Source organism: Aquabacterium humicola, from assembly GCF_030167915.1.
Lineage (GTDB): Bacteria > Pseudomonadota > Gammaproteobacteria > Burkholderiales > Burkholderiaceae_C > Pseudaquabacterium > Pseudaquabacterium humicola.
The window spans coordinates 140,575-160,679 of record NZ_JARGNB010000006.1 but is presented as its reverse complement, the minus strand read 5'-3'; the positions used below and the strand labels follow the sequence as shown (position 1 = coordinate 160,679).

General features: G+C 72.9%; 14 protein-coding genes. All 14 read left to right on the top strand.

Annotation, left to right across the window (positions count from 1 at the left end):
• Positions 1–398 precede the first annotated feature (398 nt).
• From P1K89_RS23925 to P1K89_RS23860, 14 genes are read left to right on the top strand one after another with little or no spacing between them, the layout of a single operon-like run.
• Positions 399–1,307, top strand: coding sequence for a hypothetical protein (locus P1K89_RS23925; RefSeq protein WP_284619044.1), 909 nt, complete (start codon positions 399–401; stop codon positions 1,305–1,307).
• A 29-nt stretch (positions 1,308–1,336) separates the two neighbouring features.
• Positions 1,337–3,349: a cytochrome c3 family protein gene (locus P1K89_RS23920; RefSeq protein ID WP_284619043.1), complete on the top strand. Its 2,013-nt coding sequence runs from the start codon at positions 1,337–1,339 to the stop codon at positions 3,347–3,349.
• Positions 3,346–9,198, top strand: coding sequence for a cytochrome c3 family protein (locus tag P1K89_RS23915; protein WP_284619042.1), 5,853 nt, complete (start codon positions 3,346–3,348; stop codon positions 9,196–9,198). The genes P1K89_RS23920 and P1K89_RS23915 overlap by 4 nt, the downstream gene beginning before the upstream one ends.
• Before the next feature lie 32 nt (positions 9,199–9,230).
• Positions 9,231–11,618 (top strand): tetratricopeptide repeat protein, encoded by a 2,388-nt coding sequence (locus tag P1K89_RS23910; protein WP_284619041.1) that lies wholly within the window; start codon positions 9,231–9,233, stop codon positions 11,616–11,618.
• Positions 11,608–12,261: a cytochrome c biogenesis heme-transporting ATPase CcmA gene (ccmA, locus tag P1K89_RS23905; protein WP_284619040.1), complete on the top strand. Its 654-nt coding sequence runs from the start codon at positions 11,608–11,610 to the stop codon at positions 12,259–12,261. Before P1K89_RS23910 ends, ccmA begins: the two co-directional genes overlap by 11 nt.
• Positions 12,258–12,998, top strand: coding sequence for a heme exporter protein CcmB (gene ccmB, locus P1K89_RS23900; RefSeq protein ID WP_350082016.1), 741 nt, complete (start codon positions 12,258–12,260; stop codon positions 12,996–12,998). The genes ccmA and ccmB overlap by 4 nt, the downstream gene beginning before the upstream one ends.
• A gap of 5 nt (positions 12,999–13,003) precedes the next feature.
• Positions 13,004–13,783, top strand: a complete 780-nt coding sequence (gene ccmC, locus P1K89_RS23895) for a heme ABC transporter permease CcmC (RefSeq protein WP_284619039.1) — start codon at positions 13,004–13,006, stop codon at positions 13,781–13,783.
• Positions 13,780–13,959, top strand: coding sequence for a heme exporter protein CcmD (gene ccmD / locus P1K89_RS23890; RefSeq protein WP_284619038.1), 180 nt, complete (start codon positions 13,780–13,782; stop codon positions 13,957–13,959). The genes ccmC and ccmD overlap by 4 nt, the downstream gene beginning before the upstream one ends.
• Positions 13,959–14,378, top strand: coding sequence for a cytochrome c maturation protein CcmE (gene ccmE / locus P1K89_RS23885; protein ID WP_284619037.1), 420 nt, complete (start codon positions 13,959–13,961; stop codon positions 14,376–14,378). The genes ccmD and ccmE overlap by 1 nt, the downstream gene beginning before the upstream one ends.
• Complete coding sequence (locus P1K89_RS23880) at positions 14,375–16,444, top strand: heme lyase CcmF/NrfE family subunit (protein WP_284619036.1); 2,070 nt, start codon at positions 14,375–14,377, stop codon at positions 16,442–16,444. Before ccmE ends, P1K89_RS23880 begins: the two co-directional genes overlap by 4 nt.
• A complete protein-coding gene (locus P1K89_RS23875; protein ID WP_284619035.1) occupies positions 16,441–16,980 on the top strand; it encodes a DsbE family thiol:disulfide interchange protein in 540 nt (179 codons plus the stop codon). Before P1K89_RS23880 ends, P1K89_RS23875 begins: the two co-directional genes overlap by 4 nt.
• Complete coding sequence (locus tag P1K89_RS23870) at positions 16,964–17,455, top strand: cytochrome c-type biogenesis protein (RefSeq protein ID WP_284619034.1); 492 nt, start codon at positions 16,964–16,966, stop codon at positions 17,453–17,455. Before P1K89_RS23875 ends, P1K89_RS23870 begins: the two co-directional genes overlap by 17 nt.
• Positions 17,452–18,819: a c-type cytochrome biogenesis protein CcmI gene (gene ccmI, locus P1K89_RS23865; protein WP_284619033.1), complete on the top strand. Its 1,368-nt coding sequence runs from the start codon at positions 17,452–17,454 to the stop codon at positions 18,817–18,819. The genes P1K89_RS23870 and ccmI overlap by 4 nt, the downstream gene beginning before the upstream one ends.
• Positions 18,816–20,105 (top strand): NAD(P)-binding domain-containing protein, encoded by a 1,290-nt coding sequence (locus P1K89_RS23860; protein ID WP_284619032.1) that lies wholly within the window; start codon positions 18,816–18,818, stop codon positions 20,103–20,105. Before ccmI ends, P1K89_RS23860 begins: the two co-directional genes overlap by 4 nt.

Below are 20,105 nucleotides of genomic sequence, written 5' to 3'. Positions count from 1 at the left end.
CATATCTACAAGTGCTTATCTCTACATCCATGTAGAGAAATGGACGAGAGGACGGTCCAGAACCTGGGCAAGTCGGAACACGTCCGCCCCGAGGCTCGCGGGTCATTTCTGTTCCGCAACGCTTCGGCAGCCCTTCGGAGAGACCGGAAGCGCCATCCCCGTGGATGTGCAGCAGACGCTCCTCGACTGCCTGCAGTGGAATCCTCGCGCCCTGAAACACTCCGCTTCATCCCTTAATTCGCCTTAGTCGCACCTGTCGTCGGGCGCCCGATCATCGGCTCGCAGCCCGGTGCAGGGTCTGCGGTCGAATGAAAGACGTTGGGAACGGCGCGACGCCGGCATCTCGGGCGACGCATGGCCCGAGGGGCCAGGGCTTGTCGCCGGCGGCGAGGGCGACGATGGGAACCAGCGTGGCGAGCAAGGGCAGCGGCCCGGCGGTGGCACCGCCGGCACGCGAACGGGCCGACCGCGGCCGCAGGGGGCACGGCAGCCCGATCGCCGTGGCCTTGATGCTGATGACCGCCTCGGCGTGGTGGATAGGCCGCTCCGGCTGGTTCCGCTCCGGGGACGACATCAGCTACTGGATGGCCGTGCTCGGTGGCTCGATGATGGCGGTGCTGCTGCTGTACCCGGCGCGCAAGCACCTGCGCTTCATGCGCGAATGGGGCCGCGTGCGCGGCTGGTTCCTGATGCACATGGCCTGCGGCCTGCTGGGCCCCTGGCTGATCCTCGTGCACTCGACATGGCGCATCGGCTCGCTCAATGCCGGCGTCGCGCTGTGGAGCATGGTGATCGTGGTGATCAGCGGCCTCGTCGGCCGCTACCTGTACGTGCGGGTCCACCGCGGGCTCGACGGCGAGCGCACGTCGCTGCGCGAGCTGCAGGCGCGCGCCGGCTTCATCGAGAACAATGCCCGCTCCCGGCTGGCCTTCGCGCCGGACGTCGAGTCGGCGCTGCTCGCCTTCGAGCAGCGCGTGCTCGCCGCGCCGCCGGGCCTGGCCACCGCGCTGCGGCACGTGCTGTGGCTGCCGCTGCAGCAGTGGCACGTCCGCCTGCAGTGCAGCCGCGCGCTCGAACGACCGCTGGCCGAGCGCGCCGTGCGCGACCCCGCGCCGCGCGGCGTGCTGCAGCGCCGGCGCCGCCACGCGCGCCGGCTCGTCGCGCGCTACCTGGAGGCCGTGGTGCGCGTGGCGCAGTTCAGCGCCTACGAACGCGTGTTCGCGCTGTGGCACGTCGCGCACCTGCCCTTCGTGGTGCTGCTGGGCATCAGCGCGGTGGTGCACGTGGTCGCGGTGCATGCCTATTGACCGCCGATGCGCGCCGATGACGGACATCGATGCACTCCGCGCTGCGCCGGCTGATCGCCGCCTGCGCCCTGCTGCTGGCCGCGGCCGCGGCGCCGGCGCAGGGCATCGAATCGGTGCTGCGTCCGGGCGAGCTCATCCGCGGCCATGCGAAGTGGGACGACGACTGCGCGCAATGCCACGTGCGCTTCGACCGCGCCGCGCAGAACGAGCGCTGCATGGCCTGCCACCAGGACGTCGGGGCTGACGTGCGGCAGCACACCGGGTTCCATGGCCGCCAGCGGCCGCAGCCCTGCCGCGGCTGCCACACCGACCACAAGGGGCGCGACGCGCGCATCGTCCTGCTCGACGAGAAGCGCTTCGACCATGCCCAGACCGACTACGCGCTGCGCGGCCGCCACCGCGAGGTGGCGTGCAGCCAGTGCCACCCGGCCGGCCGCAAGCACCGCCAGGCGCCCGCCGACTGCGCCTCGTGCCACCGCCGCGACGACGTGCACAAGGGCAGCCTCGGCAACGCCTGCGCCGACTGCCACGGCGAAGCCGGCTGGAAACCCGCGCGCTTCGACCACGACCGCACGCGCTTCGCGCTGGCCGGCCGCCATGCCGACGCCAAGTGCGCCGACTGCCACCGCGGCGGCGCGCTGCGCGAGACCCCGCGCGAGTGCATCGGCTGCCACCGCAAGGACGACGACGGCGCGCGCGGCCACCGCGGCCGCTACGGCCCCAAGTGCGAGAGCTGCCACGGCACGCAGGCCTGGAAGCCGCACCGCTTCAACCACGAGGCCGAGACGCGCTTCGCGCTGCGCGGCAAGCACCGCAGCGCCGAGTGCGGCGCCTGCCACACCGGGGCGCTGTACCGCGACAAGCTCGGCAGCGCCTGCATCGATTGCCACCGCCGCGACGACAAGCACCAGGGTGCGCTGGGCCGCGACTGCCAGGCCTGCCACGGCGAGCGCGATTGGAAGGAGACCGGCGGCCGCTTCGACCATGACCGCACGCGCTTCGCGCTGCTGGGCCGGCACCGCGACGTGCGCTGCGCCGATTGCCACCGCGACACGCGCTACCGCGACACGCCGTCGACCTGCATCGCCTGCCACCGCCAGGACGACCGGCACCGGCCGAGCCTGGGCGAGGACTGTGCCGCCTGCCACGCCGAGCGCGGCTGGAAGGACGTCGCGCGCCTGGACCACGACAAGACCCGCTTCGTGCTGCGCGGCCGCCATCGCGACACGAAGTGCGCCGCCTGCCACCGCAGTGCCGACTACCGCGCCACGCCGACGGACTGCGCGGCCTGCCACCGCACGGACGACCGTCATGCCGGCACGCTGGGCCCGCGCTGCGCCGACTGCCATGGCGAGGCGGCCTGGAAGCCGGCGCCGGCCTTCGACCACCAGCGCACCCGCTTCGCGCTGCGCGGCGCGCATGCGGCACCGCGCATCGCCTGCCGCGACTGCCATGCCGACGCGAAGCACTACCGCGACACGCCACGCGACTGCATCGCCTGCCATCGCCGCGACGACAGCCACGCCGGCCAGCTCGGCGAGCGCTGCGAGGCCTGCCATGCCGACACGCGCTGGCTCGACGTGCGCTTCGACCATGCGCGCGCCCGGTTTGCGCTGCTGGGACGACACCTGGCGGTCGAGTGCGGCGCCTGCCACAAGAGCAAGCGCTACCGCGAGGCGCCGCGCGACTGCGACGGCTGCCACCGCGCCGACGACCGCCACCAGCTGCGCCTGGGCAGCGCCTGCGACAGCTGTCATAACGCACGAAGCTGGCGGCTGTGGTCCTTCGACCATGCGCGGCGCACGCGCTTCGCGCTCGACGGCGCGCACCTGAAGCTGGCCTGCGAGCGCTGCCACGCGGCGCCCGCGCCACGCGGCCAGCCGATCGCGCCCATCGGCGGCGGCTGCCTGGCCTGCCACCAACGCGACGACCGCCACGACGGCGCCTTCGGCGCGCAATGCGAGCGCTGCCACGACACCGGCGACTGGAAGCGCATCCGCCACCGCGGCAGCGAGACGCCGGCACCGAGGGCGCCGTCATGACGGGCCGTCGGCACCGCCTGGGCGCCGGGGCGCCGCCGGGTTCCGGCCGGCGCGCGCGCCTGTGGCTGGGGTTGCTGCTGCTGGTGCTGGCGGTGCTGGCCGCGGCCACCGCGGCGCGCGGCCAGGCGGGCACGTCCGGCTTCGACCACCTGCGCACCGGCTTCGCGCTGAGCGGCCAGCATGCGCAGGCGCGCTGCGAGGCCTGCCACCAGGACGGCATCCTGCAGGGCACGCCGCGCGACTGTGCCGCCTGCCACCGTGCCGGCCAGCGCTTCGCGCGCGGCAACGTGGTGATGCCGGCCAACCACCTGCCCACGACGCTGGCCTGCGACAGCTGCCACGGCACCAAGTCCTTCGCCGGCGCGCGCTTCAACCATGCCGCCGCTGCCAACGGCGGCTGCGCCACCTGCCACAACGGCAGCGCCGCGCCGGGCAAGCCCGCGAACCACGTCGCCACACGTGCCTCGTGCGACAGCTGCCACCGCAGCGGCGCCTGGCTGCCGCTGGTCGCCTTCGACCACGCCGGCGTCGCGCCGGGCAGCTGTGCGAGCTGCCACAACGGCAGCCGCGCGACGGCCAGGCCGGCACAGCACGTGCCTACCGGCGCGGCGGCCTGCGACGACTGCCACCGCTCGTACGCGCAGTGGCGGCCGACCGCGTGGAACCACACGCAGCTGCCGGTCGCCGGCCAGTGCGCCGGCTGCCACTCGGGCGGCTACCCGCCGGCCGACGGCAAGCCGGCGAACCACGTGCCCTACCAGAGCGTGGCCGCGATCGCCGGCGCGGACTGCGGCGCCTGCCACAAGGCCGGGTATGCGAGCTGGTCCGGCGCGCGCGTGCATGCCGGCGTCGCGCTGTCCGGCGGCTGCGCCACCTGCCACGGCGGCGGCGTCGCCAATGCCGCAGCGAAGCCGGCCGACACGATACACGCCAATGTGAGCGGCACCTGCGAGCGCTGCCACCAGTCCACCACCAGCTGGGCCGGCGCCAAGGTCGACCATGCCGTGTTCGACGCATCGACCGCCTGCGCGCGCTGCCACGACGGCGCGGCCGCCGCGGGCAAGCCGGCCACGCACATGCCCGCCGGCGCGGCGACCTGCGGCGCCTGCCACGCGACGACCGGCTGGAAGCCGTCGACCTGGAACCACACGCAGTTCGCGGTGGCAGCGCAATGCGCCAGCTGCCACTCTGGGGGCTTCCCGCCCGCCGACGGCCGCCCGGCCAGGCACATCCCTAACCAGAGCGTCGCCGCGACGGCCTCCGCCAACTGCGATGCCTGCCACAAGGGCAGCACGACGAGCTGGGCCAACGGCCGGCTGCATGCGAACTTCACCGTCGCCACCGGCTGCGCCGCCTGCCACGACGGCACCCGGCTGGCCGCCACGGCCAAGCCGTCCAATGCGGTCCACGCCAACGTCAGCGGCAACTGCGAGAGCTGCCACAAGTCCACCGGCACCTGGGCCGGCACCAAGGTCGACCACGCCGGCTTCAGCGCCGGCACCGCCTGCGCGAGCTGCCACGACGGCACGGCCGCCGCGGGCAAGGCGGCGACGCACGTCCCGGTGGGCAGCGCCAACTGCGCCAGCTGCCACACGACCACGGGCTGGCTGCCATCGAAATGGAACCACACGCAGGCCACCGTCACCGCGCAATGCAGCGCCTGCCACACGGGGGGCTATGCGCCGGCCGACGGGCGACCCGCCAACCACATCCCGTACCAGAACATCGCGGCGGCGGCATCGGCCAACTGCGACGCCTGCCACAAGGGTTCGTTCACGACCTGGGCCAACGGCAAGTTCCATGCGTACTACGGCGTCTCGGCCGGCTGCGCGGCTTGCCATGGCGGCAACTACCTCAATGCCGTCGGCAAGCCGTCGACGCCGATCCACGCCAGCGTCACCGGCAACTGCGAGAGCTGCCACAAGTCCACCACCACGTGGGCCGGCGCCAAGGTCGACCACACGGGCTTCAACGACGCGACCAACTGCGCGAGCTGCCACAACGGCTCGTCGGCCACCGGCAAGTCCGGCACGCACATCCCGGCGGGCTCGACCAACTGCTTCGCCTGCCACGGTACCGGCGGTTGGGCTCCATCGAAGTGGAACCACACGCAGACCGCCGTCGCCGCGCAATGCGCGTCCTGCCACTCCGGCGGCTATCCGCCCGCCGATGGCCGGCCGGCGAACCACATCCCGTACCAGACCGTCGCCGTGTCGTCGTCGGCCAATTGCGACGGGTGCCACAAGGGGTCGACGTCGACCTGGGCCAACGGCAAATTCCACGCGTACTACGGCGCCTCGTCCAACTGCGCCTCCTGCCATACCGGCAACTACCTGAGCGCCGTCGGCAAGCCCTCGACGCCGATCCACGCCAGCGTCACCGGCAACTGCGAGAGCTGTCACAAGTCCACCACCACCTGGTCCGGCGCCAAGGTCGACCACGCCAGCTTCAACGACGCGACCAACTGCGCGAGCTGCCACAACGGCTCGTCGGCCACCGGCAAGTCGAGCTCGCACATCCCGGTGGGTTCGACCAACTGCTTCGCGTGCCACGGCACCAGTGGCTGGACGCCGTCGAAGTGGAATCACACGCAGACCGCCGTCGCCGCGCAATGCGCGTCCTGCCACTCGGGTGGCTATCCGCCTGCCGATGGCCGGCCGGCGAACCACATCCCGTACCAGACGGTCTCGGTCTCGTCATCGGCCAATTGCGACGGTTGCCACAAGGGATCGACCACCACCTGGGCCAATGGCAAGTTCCACGCGTACTACGGCGTCTCGTCCGGCTGTGCCTCCTGCCATACCGGCAACTACCTCAATGCCGTCGGCAAGCCCTCGACGCCGATCCACGCCGGCGTCACCGGCAACTGCGAGAGCTGCCACAAGTCGACGACGACCTGGTCCGGTGCCAAGGTCGACCACGCCGGCTTCAACGACGCGACCAACTGCGCGAGCTGCCACAACGGCTCGTCGGCCACTGGCAAGTCGAGTTCGCACATCCCGGCGGGCTCGACCAACTGCTTCGCGTGCCACGGCACCAGTGGCTGGACGCCGTCGAAGTGGAATCACACGCAGACCGCTGTGGCCGCGCAATGCGCGTCCTGCCACTCGGGTGGCTATCCGCCTGCCGATGGCCGGCCGGCGAACCACATCCCGTACCAGACGGTCTCGGTCTCGTCATCGGCCAATTGCGACGGTTGCCACAAGGGATCGACCACCACCTGGGCCAATGGCAAGTTCCACGCGTACTACGGCGTCTCGTCCGGCTGTGCCTCCTGCCATACCGGCAACTACCTCAATGCCGTCGGCAAGCCCTCGACGCCGATCCATGCCGGCGTCACCGGCAATTGCGAGAGCTGCCACAAGTCGACAACCACGTGGGCCGGCGCCAAGGTCGACCACAGCGGCTTCAATGGCGCGACCAACTGCGCGAGCTGCCACAACGGCAGCAGCGCCACCGGCAAGTCCGGCACGCACATCCCCGTCGGGGCGACCAACTGCTTCGCCTGCCATGGCACGACGTCGTGGATTCCATCGAAGTGGAACCACACGCAGACCGCCGTCGCCGCGCAATGCGCGTCCTGCCACTCCGGCGGCTATCCGCCTGCCGATGGCCGGCCGGCGAACCACATCCCCTACCAGACCGTGGCCGTGTCGTCGTCGGCCAATTGCGACGCCTGCCACAAGGGCAGCACCACGACCTGGGCCAATGGCAAGTTCCACGCCTACTACGGCGTCTCGTCGGGCTGTGCCGCCTGCCACACCGGCAACTACCTCAATGCCGTCGGCAAGCCCTCGACGCCGATCCACGCCAGCGTCACCGGCAATTGCGAGAGCTGCCACAAGTCCACCACCACGTGGGGCGGCGCCAAGGTCGACCACACGGGCTTCAACGACGCGACCAACTGCGCGAGCTGCCACAACGGCTCGTCGGCCACCGGCAAGTCCGGGACGCACATCCCCGCGGGCTCGACCAGTTGCTTCACCTGCCACGGCACCAGCGGCTGGGTACCGTCGAAGCGGAACCACACCCAGACCGCCGTCGCCGCGCAATGCGCGTCCTGCCACACCGGCGGCTATCCGCCTGCCGATGGCCGGCCGGGCAATCACATCCCGTACCAGACCGTCGCCGTGTCGTCGTCCGCCAACTGCGACGCCTGCCACAAGGGCAGCACTACGACCTGGGCCAACGGCAAGTTCCACGCGTATTACAGCGTCTCCACCGGCTGCGCCTCCTGCCACACCGGCAGCTACCTCAATGCGGTGGGCAAGCCGGCGACCGCCGTGCACGCCAGCGTCACGGGCAACTGCGAAAGCTGCCACAAGTCCACCACCACCTGGGCCGGCGCCAAGGTCGATCACAGCGGCTTCACCGCCGCGACCATCTGTGCCAACTGCCACAACGGCAGCAGCGCCACCGGCAAGCCGGGCACGCACATCCCCGTGGGCGCGACCAACTGCTTCGCCTGCCATGGCACGACCTCGTGGATTCCATCGAAGTGGAACCACACCCAGACGCTGGTCGCCGCGCAATGCGCGTCCTGCCACACCGGCGGCTATCCGCCTGCCGATGGCCGGCCGGGCAATCACATCCCGTACCAGACCGTCGCCGTGTCGTCGTCCGCCAACTGCGACGCCTGCCACAAAGGCAGCACCACGACCTGGGCCAACGGCAAGTTCCACGCGTCCTACAGCGTCTCCACCGGCTGCTTCTCGTGCCACACCGGCAGCTACCTCAACGCCGTCGGCAAGCCCGCCACGTCCGTGCACGCCACCGTCACCGGCAACTGCGAGAGCTGCCACAAGTCCACCACCACCTGGGCCGGCGCCAAGGTCGACCACACCGGCTTCAACGACGCGACGATCTGCGCCAACTGCCACAACGGCAGCAGCGCCACCGGCAAGCCCGGCACGCACATCCCCGTGGGCGCGACCAACTGCTTCGCCTGCCACGGCACCACCGCATGGGTGCCGTCGAAGTGGAACCACACGCAAGTGCTGGTCGCCGCGCAATGCGCCAGCTGCCACACGGGCGGCTACCCACCTGCGGACGGCCGCCCGGGCAACCACATCCCCTATCAGACGGTCGCCGTGTCCGCCGCCGCCAATTGCGACGCCTGCCACAAGGGCAGCACCACGACCTGGGCCAACGGCAAGTTCCACGCGTCCTACAGCGTCTCCACCGGCTGCTTCTCGTGCCACACCGGCAGCTACCTCAACGCCGTCGGCAAGCCCCCGACGCCGCTGCACGCCACCGTCACCGGCAATTGCGAGAGCTGCCACAAGTCCACCGCCAGCTGGGCCAACGTGTCGTTCGCGCACTCGCCCAGCAATGCGGTGGGCACCGGCACCTGCGACACCTGCCACAACGGCAGCACCGCGAAGGGCAAGCCCGCCACGCACCTGCCGATCCCGTCGGGCATCGCGCGCTGCGATTCCTGCCACAAGTCGCAGGCCTCGTGGACCACCTCGGTGACGATGAACCACAGCGTGGTCACCACCGGGCTGTGCAAGTCCTGCCACAACGGCAGCTACACCGGCTCGAACGCGCTGGCCAAGCCGGCGAACCACATTCCCGAGGTGCAGCTGCTCAACGGCGCGGGCATGGACTGCAACGCCTGCCACAGCAGCACGACGAGCTGGGGCACGCAGAAGATGAACCACAACGGCTCGCTCGGCAACGGCGCCGGCTGGTGCAAGGCCTGCCACCAGAGCGGCACCAGCTACGCCGGCGGCATGGAGCGCAAGTCGCTGACGCACGAGAAGTCCACCGGCGTCACCGACTGCTCGCAGTCCGGCTGCCACCGCCCGCTCGGCACCAAGGGCAGCCCGTACACCAAGTGGGACTGACCCGCCTCCTCCAACCCGCCCGCAGCACCGCCTTGAAGCCACCATTCCCGATCCTGCCCTGCGCCTTTGCCGCGCCTTTGCTGTTCGCTGCCGGCGCCGCCTGCTCGCAGGTCATCGACGAGGTCGACATCCGGCGCGAAGGCGACGATGCCGTGCTGCAGGTGCGCTTCGCCACCGAAGTGCAGTTCCAGCGCTCCGCCACCACCCGTTCGGGCGACCTGACGCAGGTCGTCTACTCGCTGCTGACGACGACCAACCGCCAGCTGGCGACGCCGATGCAGGCGCGGCGGCTGCGCGCTGCCGCCGGCGTGCCGGAGATCGAGCTGACCGACGAGGCCGACCGCAGCGAACCCGGCGACCAGCTGCGCCGCCTGGTGCTGCGTTTCGGCGAGCCGGTGCAGCTGCGTGTGCGGGCAGGCCGCGGCAACCGCGCGATCGACGTCGTGCTGACGGGCAAAGGACGCGGCCTGCCGCTGCCCGCGTCCCCGGCCGCACGCGCCGCACCCGCACGCCCCCCGGCCCCGGCCCCGGCACCCGTCCCCGCGCCCGCCCCGACAGCCGCGCCCACCACCGCACCCATCACCGCACCACCCACTACCGCCCCCACGGCCGGGCCTCCGGTCGCGCCGCCGGCAGGCGCCGCGCCCGGCACCGCCGCGGCGCCCGCGACGGCCGCCGCGTCGCCCGAGCTCGAAGCCCGCACCGCCGAGCTTCTCGCCCGCGCCCGCGCCGCCTTCGACGCCGGCCGCCATGCCGAGGCGATCGAGGCGCTGAACCAGCTGCTCGAGCTGCCGCCGACGACGTCGACGCGCGACGCCCAGGAGCTCGCCGGCCGCGTGCACCTGGCCGCCGGCGACCCCGCGCGCGCCCGCGCCGAGCTGGAGACCTACCTGACGCTGTGGCCGCAGGGCGAGGGCAGCGACCGCGTGCGCGCGCTGCTGGCCACGCTGCCGGCGGCACCCACGCTGGCCACTCCGGGCATGCCGGGCGCCCCGTCCATGGCCGAGGCCATCACCGCACCGCCACCCGAGCCCGAGGTCACCATCAACGGCTCGACCTCGCTCACCGCGTACGGCGGCAACGGCCAGGTGCGCAGCCGCGACTTCCTGGACTCGCCGATCGCCGGCGTGCCGCAGGTCGCCGGCGACCCGACGCTGAGCGCCGATCGCTCGCGCCAGCTCTACACCGACGTCGACCTCAACTGGCGCCGCCGCAACAGCGCGCTCGAACAGCGCTTCGTCTTCCGCGACTCGTACACGCGCGACCAGCTGCGTCCCGACAAGAGCCGCAACCGCCTGTCGGCGCTGTACTTCGACCACCGCTCGATCGCCGGCGGCTGGAGCGTGCGCCTGGGCCGCCAGTCGCCCACCGGCGGCGGCGTGACGAGCCGCTTCGACGGCGCCAGGGGCAGCTACCAGCTGACGCCGCGCCTGAAGATCGGCGCCGTGGCCGGCGAGCCGACCGACCGCTATTTCGACTCGAAGCGCCGCTTCCTCGGCGCGTCGGTCGACGCGGAGCGGCTGCCCGGCGGCTTCGGCCTCGGCGTCTACGCGATCGAGCAGCGCATCGACGGCCTGACCGATCGCCGCGCGGTCGGCCTGGACCTGCGCTTCTTCCGCGCCGGCACCACGGTGTTCTCGCAGTTCGACTACGACGTGGCGATCGGCGCGCTGAACACCGCCAGCGTGCAGGCGACCCTGATCACCGAGGACAACACGGTGTGGAACGCGCTCTACGACCGGCGCAAGCTCAGCACGCTGGCGCTGGGCAACGCGCTGACCTTCGAGGACCCGGCCCAGCCCGGCGTGCTGATGCGGCGCATCCGCGACCGGCTGGCCGGCACCACGGTGGCGGCGCTGCGCGACCAGGTCAGGCGCATCACGCCGGACATCACGCAGGCGCAGGTCGGCGTCACCAAGCCGCTGAACAAGAACTGGCAGGTCGCCGGCAGCGTGCAGCTGACCAACACCGGCGCAATCCCGCCGGTGCCCGAGGTCGCCGGCTTCGAGAACGGCCGCCCGGCCACCGGCGACATCGTCACCACCAGCGCGCAGCTGATCGGGCTGAACCTGTACTCGGCGCGCGACACGCACGTGCTGTCGGTCAGCCGCATCGCCAGCGTGCTGCTCGACGGCACGCTCGTCAGCTACAACAACTCGTCGCTGCTGGGTTCATGGCTGGTCGAGCCGACGCTGCAGTGGTACCGCGACACCACCAGCACCGGCAGCAGCAATCGCCGCTGGTCGCCCGGCCTGCGCGTGACCTATCGCGGCTGGAAGCGGCTGGCGGTCGAGTCGGCCGTGACCTGGGAGATCGGCCGCGCGACGCGGCACCAGAACGCCGTCGACGGCGCGCTGACGACGACGCAGGAGTCCACGCGCCGCGTCAATTACTCGCTGGGGGTGCGCATTGAGTTCTGAGCACCATCGACTGCCCACGCTGAGCGCCCAGGCGCTGGCCTGCCGGCGCGGCGAGCGCTGGCTGTTCCACGGCCTCGCCCTGACGCTGCCGGCCGGCCGCGCGCTGTGGCTGCGCGGGCGCAACGGCCGCGGCAAGACCAGCCTGCTGCGGCTGGCCGCGGGCCTGGCGGAGCCGGCCGCCGGCACGCTGCAGTGGGGCGACGAGCCGCTGGCGCGCAGCGCGCGCTTCCGGCGCGAGCGGGTCTGGATCGGCCACGGCAACGCGCTGAAGGACGACCTGAGTGCCGCCGAGGCCCTGCGCTTCGTCGCGCGGCTGCACGGCCGCCGCTTCGACGCGCCGCGCATCGCCGCGGCGCTGGAGGGCGCCGGCGTCGCCACGCACGCGGTGCGGCCGGTGCGCACGCTGTCGCAAGGCCAGCGCCGGCGCGTCGCGCTGGCGCGTCTGGCGCTGGAGGACGCACCGGGGCTGTGGCTGCTCGACGAGCCCTTCGACGCACTCGATGCCGACGCGCTGCGCTGGCTCGCCCGCCTGGCCGCGGCGCATGTGGCGCGCGGCGGCAGCCTGATGTTCGCGAGCCACCAGCCGCCGCCGCAGGGCATGCCGGCCGTGGACGTGCTCGACCTGGACGAGGTGCGGCCATGAGGACAGCCGTGCCGGCGCTGCCGGCCGAATCGCTGGCGGGCGACGCGATGCCGGCCGACGAGGTCGACGACGAGCTCGGCTTCGCCGCGCTGCTGCAGCGCGACCTGCTGCTCGCCTCGCGCCGCCGCATCGACATCGTTCTGCCGCTCACTTTCTTCGTCATCGCCACCAGCCTGTTCCCGCTCGGCGTGGGGCCGGAGGCCGCGGTGCTGCGCCAGATGGCGGCCGGCGTGCTGTGGGTCGCGGCGCTGCTGGCGGCGATGCTGTCGGTAGCCACGCTGTACGCCTCCGATGCCGCCGACGGCTCGCTGGAGCAGATGCTGCTGGCGCCGCGCAGCGGCTTCGCGCTCGCCGCGGCCAAGGCCATGGCGCACTGGTGCGTGACCGGCGTGCCGCTGCTGCTGGCCGCGCCGGTGATCGGCCTGGTCTTCGGGCTCGACGCCGCGGCGCTGGGCGTCCTGGTGGCCTCGCTCGCGCTCGGCACACCGGTGCTCAGCCTGCTGGGCGGCCTGGGTGCCGCGCTGACGCTGGGCCTGCGCGCCGGCGGCATGTTGCTGGTGCTGTTGATCCTGCCGCTGCTGACGCCGGTGCTGGTGTTCGGCGCCGCCGCGGTGGCCGCGGCGCAGGACGGCCTGAGCGCGGCGGCGCACCTGTCGCTGCTGGGCGCCTTCGCGCTCTTCAGCGCCGTGCTCGCCCCCTGGGCCACCGCGCACGCGCTGCGCATCGCCATGGAGTGACTCGCATGTTTCCCGCCCTCGACCTGCCCTCGCCCGCCCCCGGCGCGCGCTGGCGCCTGACCACCTGGGCCGCGCCGGTGCGCTTCTGTGCGCTGGCAAGGACCGTCGTACCCTGGCTCTGGGCCGCCTGCATCGCGCTCGCGCTGGTGGGCCTGTGGCTCGGCTTCGCCGTCGCGCCGACCGACGCGGTGCAGCGCGAGGCCTACCGGATCATCTACATCCACGTGCCGGCGGCCTGGATGTCGATGCTGCTGTACCTGGCGATGGCCGGCTGGGCGGCGGTCGGCTGGGCCTGGCGCGTGCGCATGGCCGCGATCCTGGCCGAGGCGATCGCGCCCACCGGGGCGATGTTCACCGCCGTCGCGCTGGTCACCGGCGCGCTGTGGGGCCGGCCGACCTGGGGCACCTACTGGGTCTGGGACGCGCGGCTGACTTCGGAGCTGATCCTGCTGTTCCTCTACCTCGGCGTGATCACGCTGCGCGCGGCCATCGACGACCGCCGCCGCGCCGACGCGGCGACCGCGCTGCTGGCGATCGTCGGCGCGCTGAACGTGCCGATCATCTACTTCTCGGTGCGCTGGTGGAGCACGCTGCACCAGGGCGCGAGCGTCAGCATCACGGCCGCGCCGACGATGGCGCGAACGATGCTGGCGGCCATGCTGGTGATGACGCTGGCCTTCTGGGCCTTCGCCTTCGCCGCCGTCTTCACCCGCGCGCGCGGCCTCGCGCTGGCGCGCGAAGCGGTCCACGACTGGGCCCGCGCCCATCAGGAGCATCGCGCATGAGTGCCGTTGCCGACTGGCCCGCATGGCTGGCGCTCGGCGGCCATGGCGTCTTCGTCTGGGGTGCCTACGGCCTGACGCTGCTCGCGCTGCTGGCCGAGGCCTGGGCGGCGCGGCGCACCGAGCGCCGCGGCGAGGCGCCGCGCGACTTCGACGACCTGGACACGGAGACCCGCTGATGAAACCACGCCACCGCCGCATGGCGGCCATTGCCGCGGGGCTCGCGGTGCTCGGCACCGCCGTCGCGCTGGTGCTCAACGCGTTCAACCGCAACCTCGTGTTCTTCTACTCGCCCAGCCAGGTGGCGGCGCAGGAGGCGCCCGCGGCCCGCACCTTCCGCCTCGGCGGCCTGGTCGAGCGCGGCAGCGTGCAGCGGCGCGACCTGACGGTGCACTTCCGCGTCACCGACACCGCGCGCACGATCGCCGTGCGCTACGAGGGCATCCTGCCGGACCTGTTCAAGGAGGGCAAAGGCGTCGTCGCGCAGGGCCGGCTGGGCGCCGACGGGGTCTTCGTCGCGCAGGAAGTGCTGGCCAAGCACGACGAGAACTACATGCCGCCGGAAGCGGCGCAGGCCCTGCAGGAGGCGCGCAAGTGATCGCTGAACTGGGCCAGGTGGCCTTGCTGCTCGCGCTCGGCGCGGCCCTCGTGCAGGCCACGCTGCCGCTGGCGGGTGCCGCGCGCGCGCGCGACGACTGGATGGCGCTGGGCCGCAGCGCCGCCGACGCGCAGGCGCTGCTGGTGGTGCTGGCCTTCGCGCTGCTGGCCGCGTCTTTCGTGCGGCATGACTTCTCGATCGCCTACGTCGCGCAGAACTCGAACCGGCTGCTGCCACTGCCGTACCGCATCGCCGCCGTCTGGGGCGGCCACGAGGGCTCGATGCTGCTGTGGCTGCTGATGCTGCAGGGCTGGACGCTGGCCGTCAGCCGCCTCGGCCGCGCGCTGCCGGCGCCGGTTCTGGCGCGCATCCTCGCGGTGATGGGCATGCTGTCGGTCGGCTTCCTCGTCTTCCTGCTCGTCACGTCGAACCCGTTCGACCGCCTGTGGCCGGTGCCGCCCGATGGGCGCGACCTCAACCCGCTGCTGCAGGACCCGGGCATGGTGTTCCATCCGCCGCTGCTGTACATGGGCTACGTCGGCTTCTCGGTGGCGTTCGCGTTCGCGGTCGCGGCGCTGATCGGCGGCGACCTCGACCACCGCTGGGCGCGCTGGACCCGGCCCTGGACCACCGCGGCCTGGTGCTTCCTGACGCTGGGCATCGCGCTCGGCAGCGCGTGGGCCTACTACGAGCTGGGCTGGGGCGGCTGGTGGTTCTGGGACCCGGTGGAGAACGCCTCCTTCATGCCGTGGCTGGTCGGCACCGCGCTGATCCACTCGCTGGCGGTGACCGAAAAGCGCGGCGCGTTCAAGAGCTGGACCGTGCTGCTGGCGATCCTCGGCTTCTCGCTGTCGCTGCTGGGCACCTTCCTCGTGCGCTCGGGCGTGCTGTCGTCGGTGCATGCCTTCGCCACCGATCCGCGGCGCGGGCTGTTCATCCTCGGCTTCCTCGCGCTGGTGGTCGGCGCGTCGCTCGCGCTGTACGCCTGGCGCGCGCCGCGCATCGGCCTGGGCGCGCGCTTCGGGCTGGTATCGAAGGAGTCGATGCTGCTGGCCAACAACGTGATGCTGGTCGCCGCGATGGCCAGCGTGCTGCTGGGCACGCTGTACCCGCTGGCGCTGGATGCCCTGGGGCTGGGCAAGATCTCGGTCGGCCCGCCCTACTTCGACACCGTGTTCGTGCCCGTGATGCTGCCGCTGCTGCTGCTGCTGGGCATCGGCCCGCTGGCGGCGTGGAAGCAGGCCTCGTGGCGCCAGCTCGCGCGGCCGCTGGCCTGGTGCGCCGGCCTCGCGATCGGCGCCGGCGTGACGATCGCCGCGCTGGGCGGCCGGCTGGCCAGCCTGACGACCGTGGGCCTCGTCGTCGCGCTGTGGATCGTCGCGACGACGGTCGCGGACTTCGCGCGCTGGCTCGCACCGGGTGCCGCCGGCTCCCGCCTGGCGCGGCTGCGCAGCCTGCCGCGCGCGAGCGCCGGCATGATGCTGGCGCACCTGGGCGTCGCCGCCTTCGTGCTGGGCGTCACGGTGGTGCGCAGCCACGAGGTCGAGCGCGACCTGCGCATGGGCGTCGGCGACCATGCCGAGCTCGACGGCCTGCGCTTCACGCTCGCCGCGCTGCGCGACGTGCCGGGGCCGAACTACGACGCCGTGCGCGGCGAGGTGACGGTCGAGCGCGACGGCCGCGTCATCGCGCGGCTGGCGCCGGAGAAGCGCGTCTACCGCGTGCAGCGCAACCCGATGACCGAGGCGGCGATCGCGCCCGGCCTGCTGCGCGACCTGTACGTGTCGCTGGGCGAGCCGGTCGACGACCGCACCTGGATCGTGCGGCTGTACGTCAAGCCCTTCATCGACTGGATCTGGGGCGGCTGCGTGCTGATGGCGCTGGGCGGCGCGCTGGCGGCGAGCGACCGTCGCTATCGCGCGAAGAACGCGGCCAAGGCCGGCGTTGTCGACGCCGCGACCGCGGCGGCCGCCGGTGCCGCGGCGGAGATGACCGCCGTCGCAGCGTCACCGGCCACCACAGCCGGGCCGCCGTCCGCCGCTCATCCGCAGGAGGCCGCCGCATGAAGTGGCTGCGCTTCGCGATCCCGCTGGCGGTGTTCGCCGTGCTGGTCTTCTTCCTCGGCCGCGGCCTGCAACTCGACCCGCGCGCGGTGCCGAGCCCGCTGGTCGGCAAGCCGGCGCCGGCGTTCGCGCTGGGGCGGCTGGACGACGCCGCGCGCACCATACGGCGCGAGGACTTCGCCGGCGAGGTCTGGCTGCTCAACGTGTGGGCCTCCTGGTGCACCGGCTGTGCGGCGGAACACCCGGCGCTGCTGGCGTTCGCCCGGCAGCGGGCGGTACGCATCGTCGGCCTCAACTACAAGGACGAGCGCGGCGCCGCCACGCGCTGGCTGGCGCGCCACGGCGATCCGTATGCGATGTCGCTGCACGACGGCGACGGCCGCGCCGGCATCGACTTCGGCGTCTATGGCGTGCCGGAGACCTTCGTGATCGACCGCGCCGGCGTGGTGCGGTTCAAGCACGTCGGTCCGCTCGATGCCGAGATCATTCGCGGCCAGCTGGTGCCGCTGCTGGAGACACTGCATGCGAAGACGCCTTGAGGCTCTGCGCCCCCTGCCCTGCCTGCGCCACACCCTCCGGTCGGCCGCCGTGGCGCTGTGCCTGGCCGCGCTGCTGCCCGCCCATGCCGGCGAGGCGGCCCCCGCGGCCGACGACCCGGCGCTCGAGGCGCGCATGCTCGCCGTCGCGGCCGAGCTGCGCTGCCTGGTGTGCCAGAACCAGACCATCGCCGACTCGCATTCGGGCCTGGCCGAGGACCTGCGGCGCGAGCTGCGCGTGCAATTGAAGCGCGGCGCCAGCGACGACGAGGTGCGCCGCTACATGACCGAGCGCTACGGCGACTTCGTGCTCTACCGCCCGCCGCTGAAGCCGGCGACGTGGCTGCTGTGGGCCGGCCCCGGGCTGCTGCTGGCCGGTGCGCTCGGCACGCTGGCGCTGACGCTGCGCCGGCGCGCGCGGCTGGACCCCGGCCGCTTCGACACCGAGATGGACGACGAGCCGGAGGCCGCGCGATGACCACCTTCCTGATGCTCGCCGCCGCGCTGGCCGCGCTGACCCTGCTGGTGCTGACCCGCCCGCTGTGGCATGCCGCGCCGCACCGCACGCCGGCGATCGACGATCCGCTGCCGCGCTGGCGCGAGCAGTTGCACCAGCTCGACGGCCTGCACGCCGCCGGCGCGCTGGGCGACCCGGCGCACGCCGAGGCCCGCGCCGCGCTCGAGCGCCAGATCGGCGCGCACGTCGCTGCCGCGGTGCCGGCGTCCGCCGCCGCCGCACGACGGCCGCTGCCGCGGCGGCTGATCGGCACGATCGTGGCGATGGCGATGGCCGTGCTGATCGGCGGTTATTCATGGCTCGGCGATCTGGCGGCCCTGGACGCCGCGCCACCCACCGCGGGCGCGATGCCCGCCGGCCATCCGTCGCTCGGCCCCGAGGCGGCCACCGCCGGCGACCCGGCCGCGCCACACGAGCTGGGCCGCGAGCAGATCGCCGGCATGACCGAGCGCCTCGCCGCCCGCCTGCAGCAGCAGCCCGACGACGCCGCCGGCTGGGCGATGCTGGCGCGCTCGTACGCGGTGACCGGCCGCCACGACCAGGCCGTGCCGGCCTTCCGCCAGGCCAGCAAGCGCCAGCCCGACGACGCCATGCTGCTGGCCGACTTCGCCGATGCGCTGGCGATGACGCAGCAGCGGCGGCTGGACGGCGAGCCGATCCGCCTGGTGCGGCGCGCGCTCGAGCTGCAGCCCGACAACCCGAAGGCCCTGTTCCTCGCCGGCACCGAAGCCTTCGACCGCGGCGACCCGGCCGGCGCACTCGCGCACTGGGAGCACCTGCGTGACACCGCGCCCGCCGACAACCCGATGCGCCGCCAGGTCCTGCCGGCCATCGACGAGGCGCGCACCATGGCCGGGGCGCCCGCTGCACCCGCGGCACGGGCAACACCCGACGCATCGGCGACAGCCGGGACGGCCGCGACAGCGACAGTCACCGCGTCGGCCAAGCCGTCGCCCGCCACGTTGGCCGGCCTGGTCACGCTGTCACCCGCGCTGCGCGCGCAGGCCGCGCCGGACGACACCGTCTTCGTCTTCGCCCGCGCTGCCGAGGGCGGGCGCATGCCGCTGGCGATCACGCGCCACCGGGTGCGCGACCTGCCGCTGCGCTTCACGCTCGACGACCGCCATGCGATGTCGCCGGCCGCGCGGCTGTCGGCGCTGCCGCGGGATGCACGCGTGGTGGTCGGCGCGCGCGTCAGCCGCAGCGGCCAGGCGCAGCCGCAGCCCGGGGACCTGCAGGGCCTGTCGCCCGCAATCGCGCCGGGCAGCGGCGACCTGCGCATCGAGATCGATCAGGCGGTCACGCCGCCGACCCCGCCACGATGAACTGGCTGCCGCTGTACGCCGTCGCGCTCGCACTGGTGCTGGCGTTCTACGTCGTGCGCCGACAGCGGCAGCAGCGCGCGCATGCGGCGGAGCTGCAGCAGGCGCTGGAGGCCGGCCTGATCGAGCCGCCGTCGCTGCATCCGGTGGTGGACCCGCTGACCTGCATCGGCTCGGGCTCGTGCGTCAAGGCCTGTCCCGAAGGCGCGCTCGGCATGGTCGGCGGCAAGGCGACGCTGGTCAATGCCGCCGCCTGCATCGGCCATGGCGCCTGCCACGCCGCCTGCCCGTTCGAGGCGATCCGCCTCGTCTTCGGCACCGAGCGCCGCGGCATCGACATCCCCGACGTCTCGCCGCAGTTCGAGAGCAACGTGCCGGGCCTGTTCATCGCCGGCGAGCTCGGCGGCATGGGCCTGATCCGCAAGGCCGCCGAGCAGGGCCGGCAGGCGGTCGACGCGATCCGCCGCCGCGGCGGCAGCGGCTTCGAGCTCGACGTGGTGATCGTCGGCTGCGGGCCGGCCGGGCTGTCGGCGGGCCTGGCCTGCATCGAGCACGGGCTGCGCTACAAGCTGCTGGAGCAGGAAGACTCGCTGGGCGGGGCGGTGTTCCACTATCCTCGCCAGAAGATCGCGATGACCGCGCCGGTGAAGCTGGCCGTCGTCGGGCAGGTGCGCTTCGGCGAAGTGCAGAAGGAAGCGCTGCTGGAGTTCTGGAACGGTGTCGTGGACAAGACCGGCTTGCGCATCGAGTTTCGCGAGTGCCTGCAGGACATCGTCGCCGACGGCGAAGGCTTCGTCGTGCACACCCAGCAGCACGCGTACCGCACGCGCTGCGTGCTGCTCGCGATGGGCCGGCGCGGCACGCCGCGCAAGCTGGATGTGCCCGGCGAGGACTCGCCCAAGGTCTGCTATCGCCTGATCGACGCGGCCCAGTACGGCGGCCAGCGCGTGCTGGTCGTCGGCGGCGGGGACAGCGCGCTCGAAGCCGCGCTCGCGCTGGCCGCCGAGCCCGGCACCACGGTCACGCTGTCCTACCGCAGCGAGGCCTTCTCGCGCGTGAAGGCCAGGAACCGCGACGCGCTGCAATTGGCGCAGCGCGACGGCCGCATCGAGGTGCTGCTGTCCTCGCAGGTCGAGGCCATCGCGGCCGACCGCGTCACGCTGCGCCTGGCCGAGGGCCGCCGGGAGCTGCCCAACGACGCGGTGATCGTCTGCGCCGGCGGCCTGCTGCCGACGCCGCTGCTGCAGAAGGTCGGCATCCGCTTCGAAACCAAGTTCGGGACCGCGTAG

Coding starts and splice junctions, on each gene's coding strand:
- P1K89_RS23925 (WP_284619044.1), top strand. CDS start 399: ATGGGAACCAGCGTGGCGAGCAAGGGCAGCGGCCCGGCGGTGGCACCG.
- P1K89_RS23920 (WP_284619043.1), top strand. CDS start 1,337: ATGCACTCCGCGCTGCGCCGGCTGATCGCCGCCTGCGCCCTGCTGCTG.
- P1K89_RS23915 (WP_284619042.1), top strand. CDS start 3,346: ATGACGGGCCGTCGGCACCGCCTGGGCGCCGGGGCGCCGCCGGGTTCC.
- ccmB (WP_350082016.1), top strand. CDS start 12,258: ATGAGGACAGCCGTGCCGGCGCTGCCGGCCGAATCGCTGGCGGGCGAC.
- ccmC (WP_284619039.1), top strand. CDS start 13,004: ATGTTTCCCGCCCTCGACCTGCCCTCGCCCGCCCCCGGCGCGCGCTGG.
- ccmD (WP_284619038.1), top strand. CDS start 13,780: ATGAGTGCCGTTGCCGACTGGCCCGCATGGCTGGCGCTCGGCGGCCAT.
- ccmE (WP_284619037.1), top strand. CDS start 13,959: ATGAAACCACGCCACCGCCGCATGGCGGCCATTGCCGCGGGGCTCGCG.
- P1K89_RS23875 (WP_284619035.1), top strand. CDS start 16,441: ATGAAGTGGCTGCGCTTCGCGATCCCGCTGGCGGTGTTCGCCGTGCTG.
- P1K89_RS23870 (WP_284619034.1), top strand. CDS start 16,964: ATGCGAAGACGCCTTGAGGCTCTGCGCCCCCTGCCCTGCCTGCGCCAC.
- ccmI (WP_284619033.1), top strand. CDS start 17,452: ATGACCACCTTCCTGATGCTCGCCGCCGCGCTGGCCGCGCTGACCCTG.
- P1K89_RS23860 (WP_284619032.1), top strand. CDS start 18,816: ATGAACTGGCTGCCGCTGTACGCCGTCGCGCTCGCACTGGTGCTGGCG.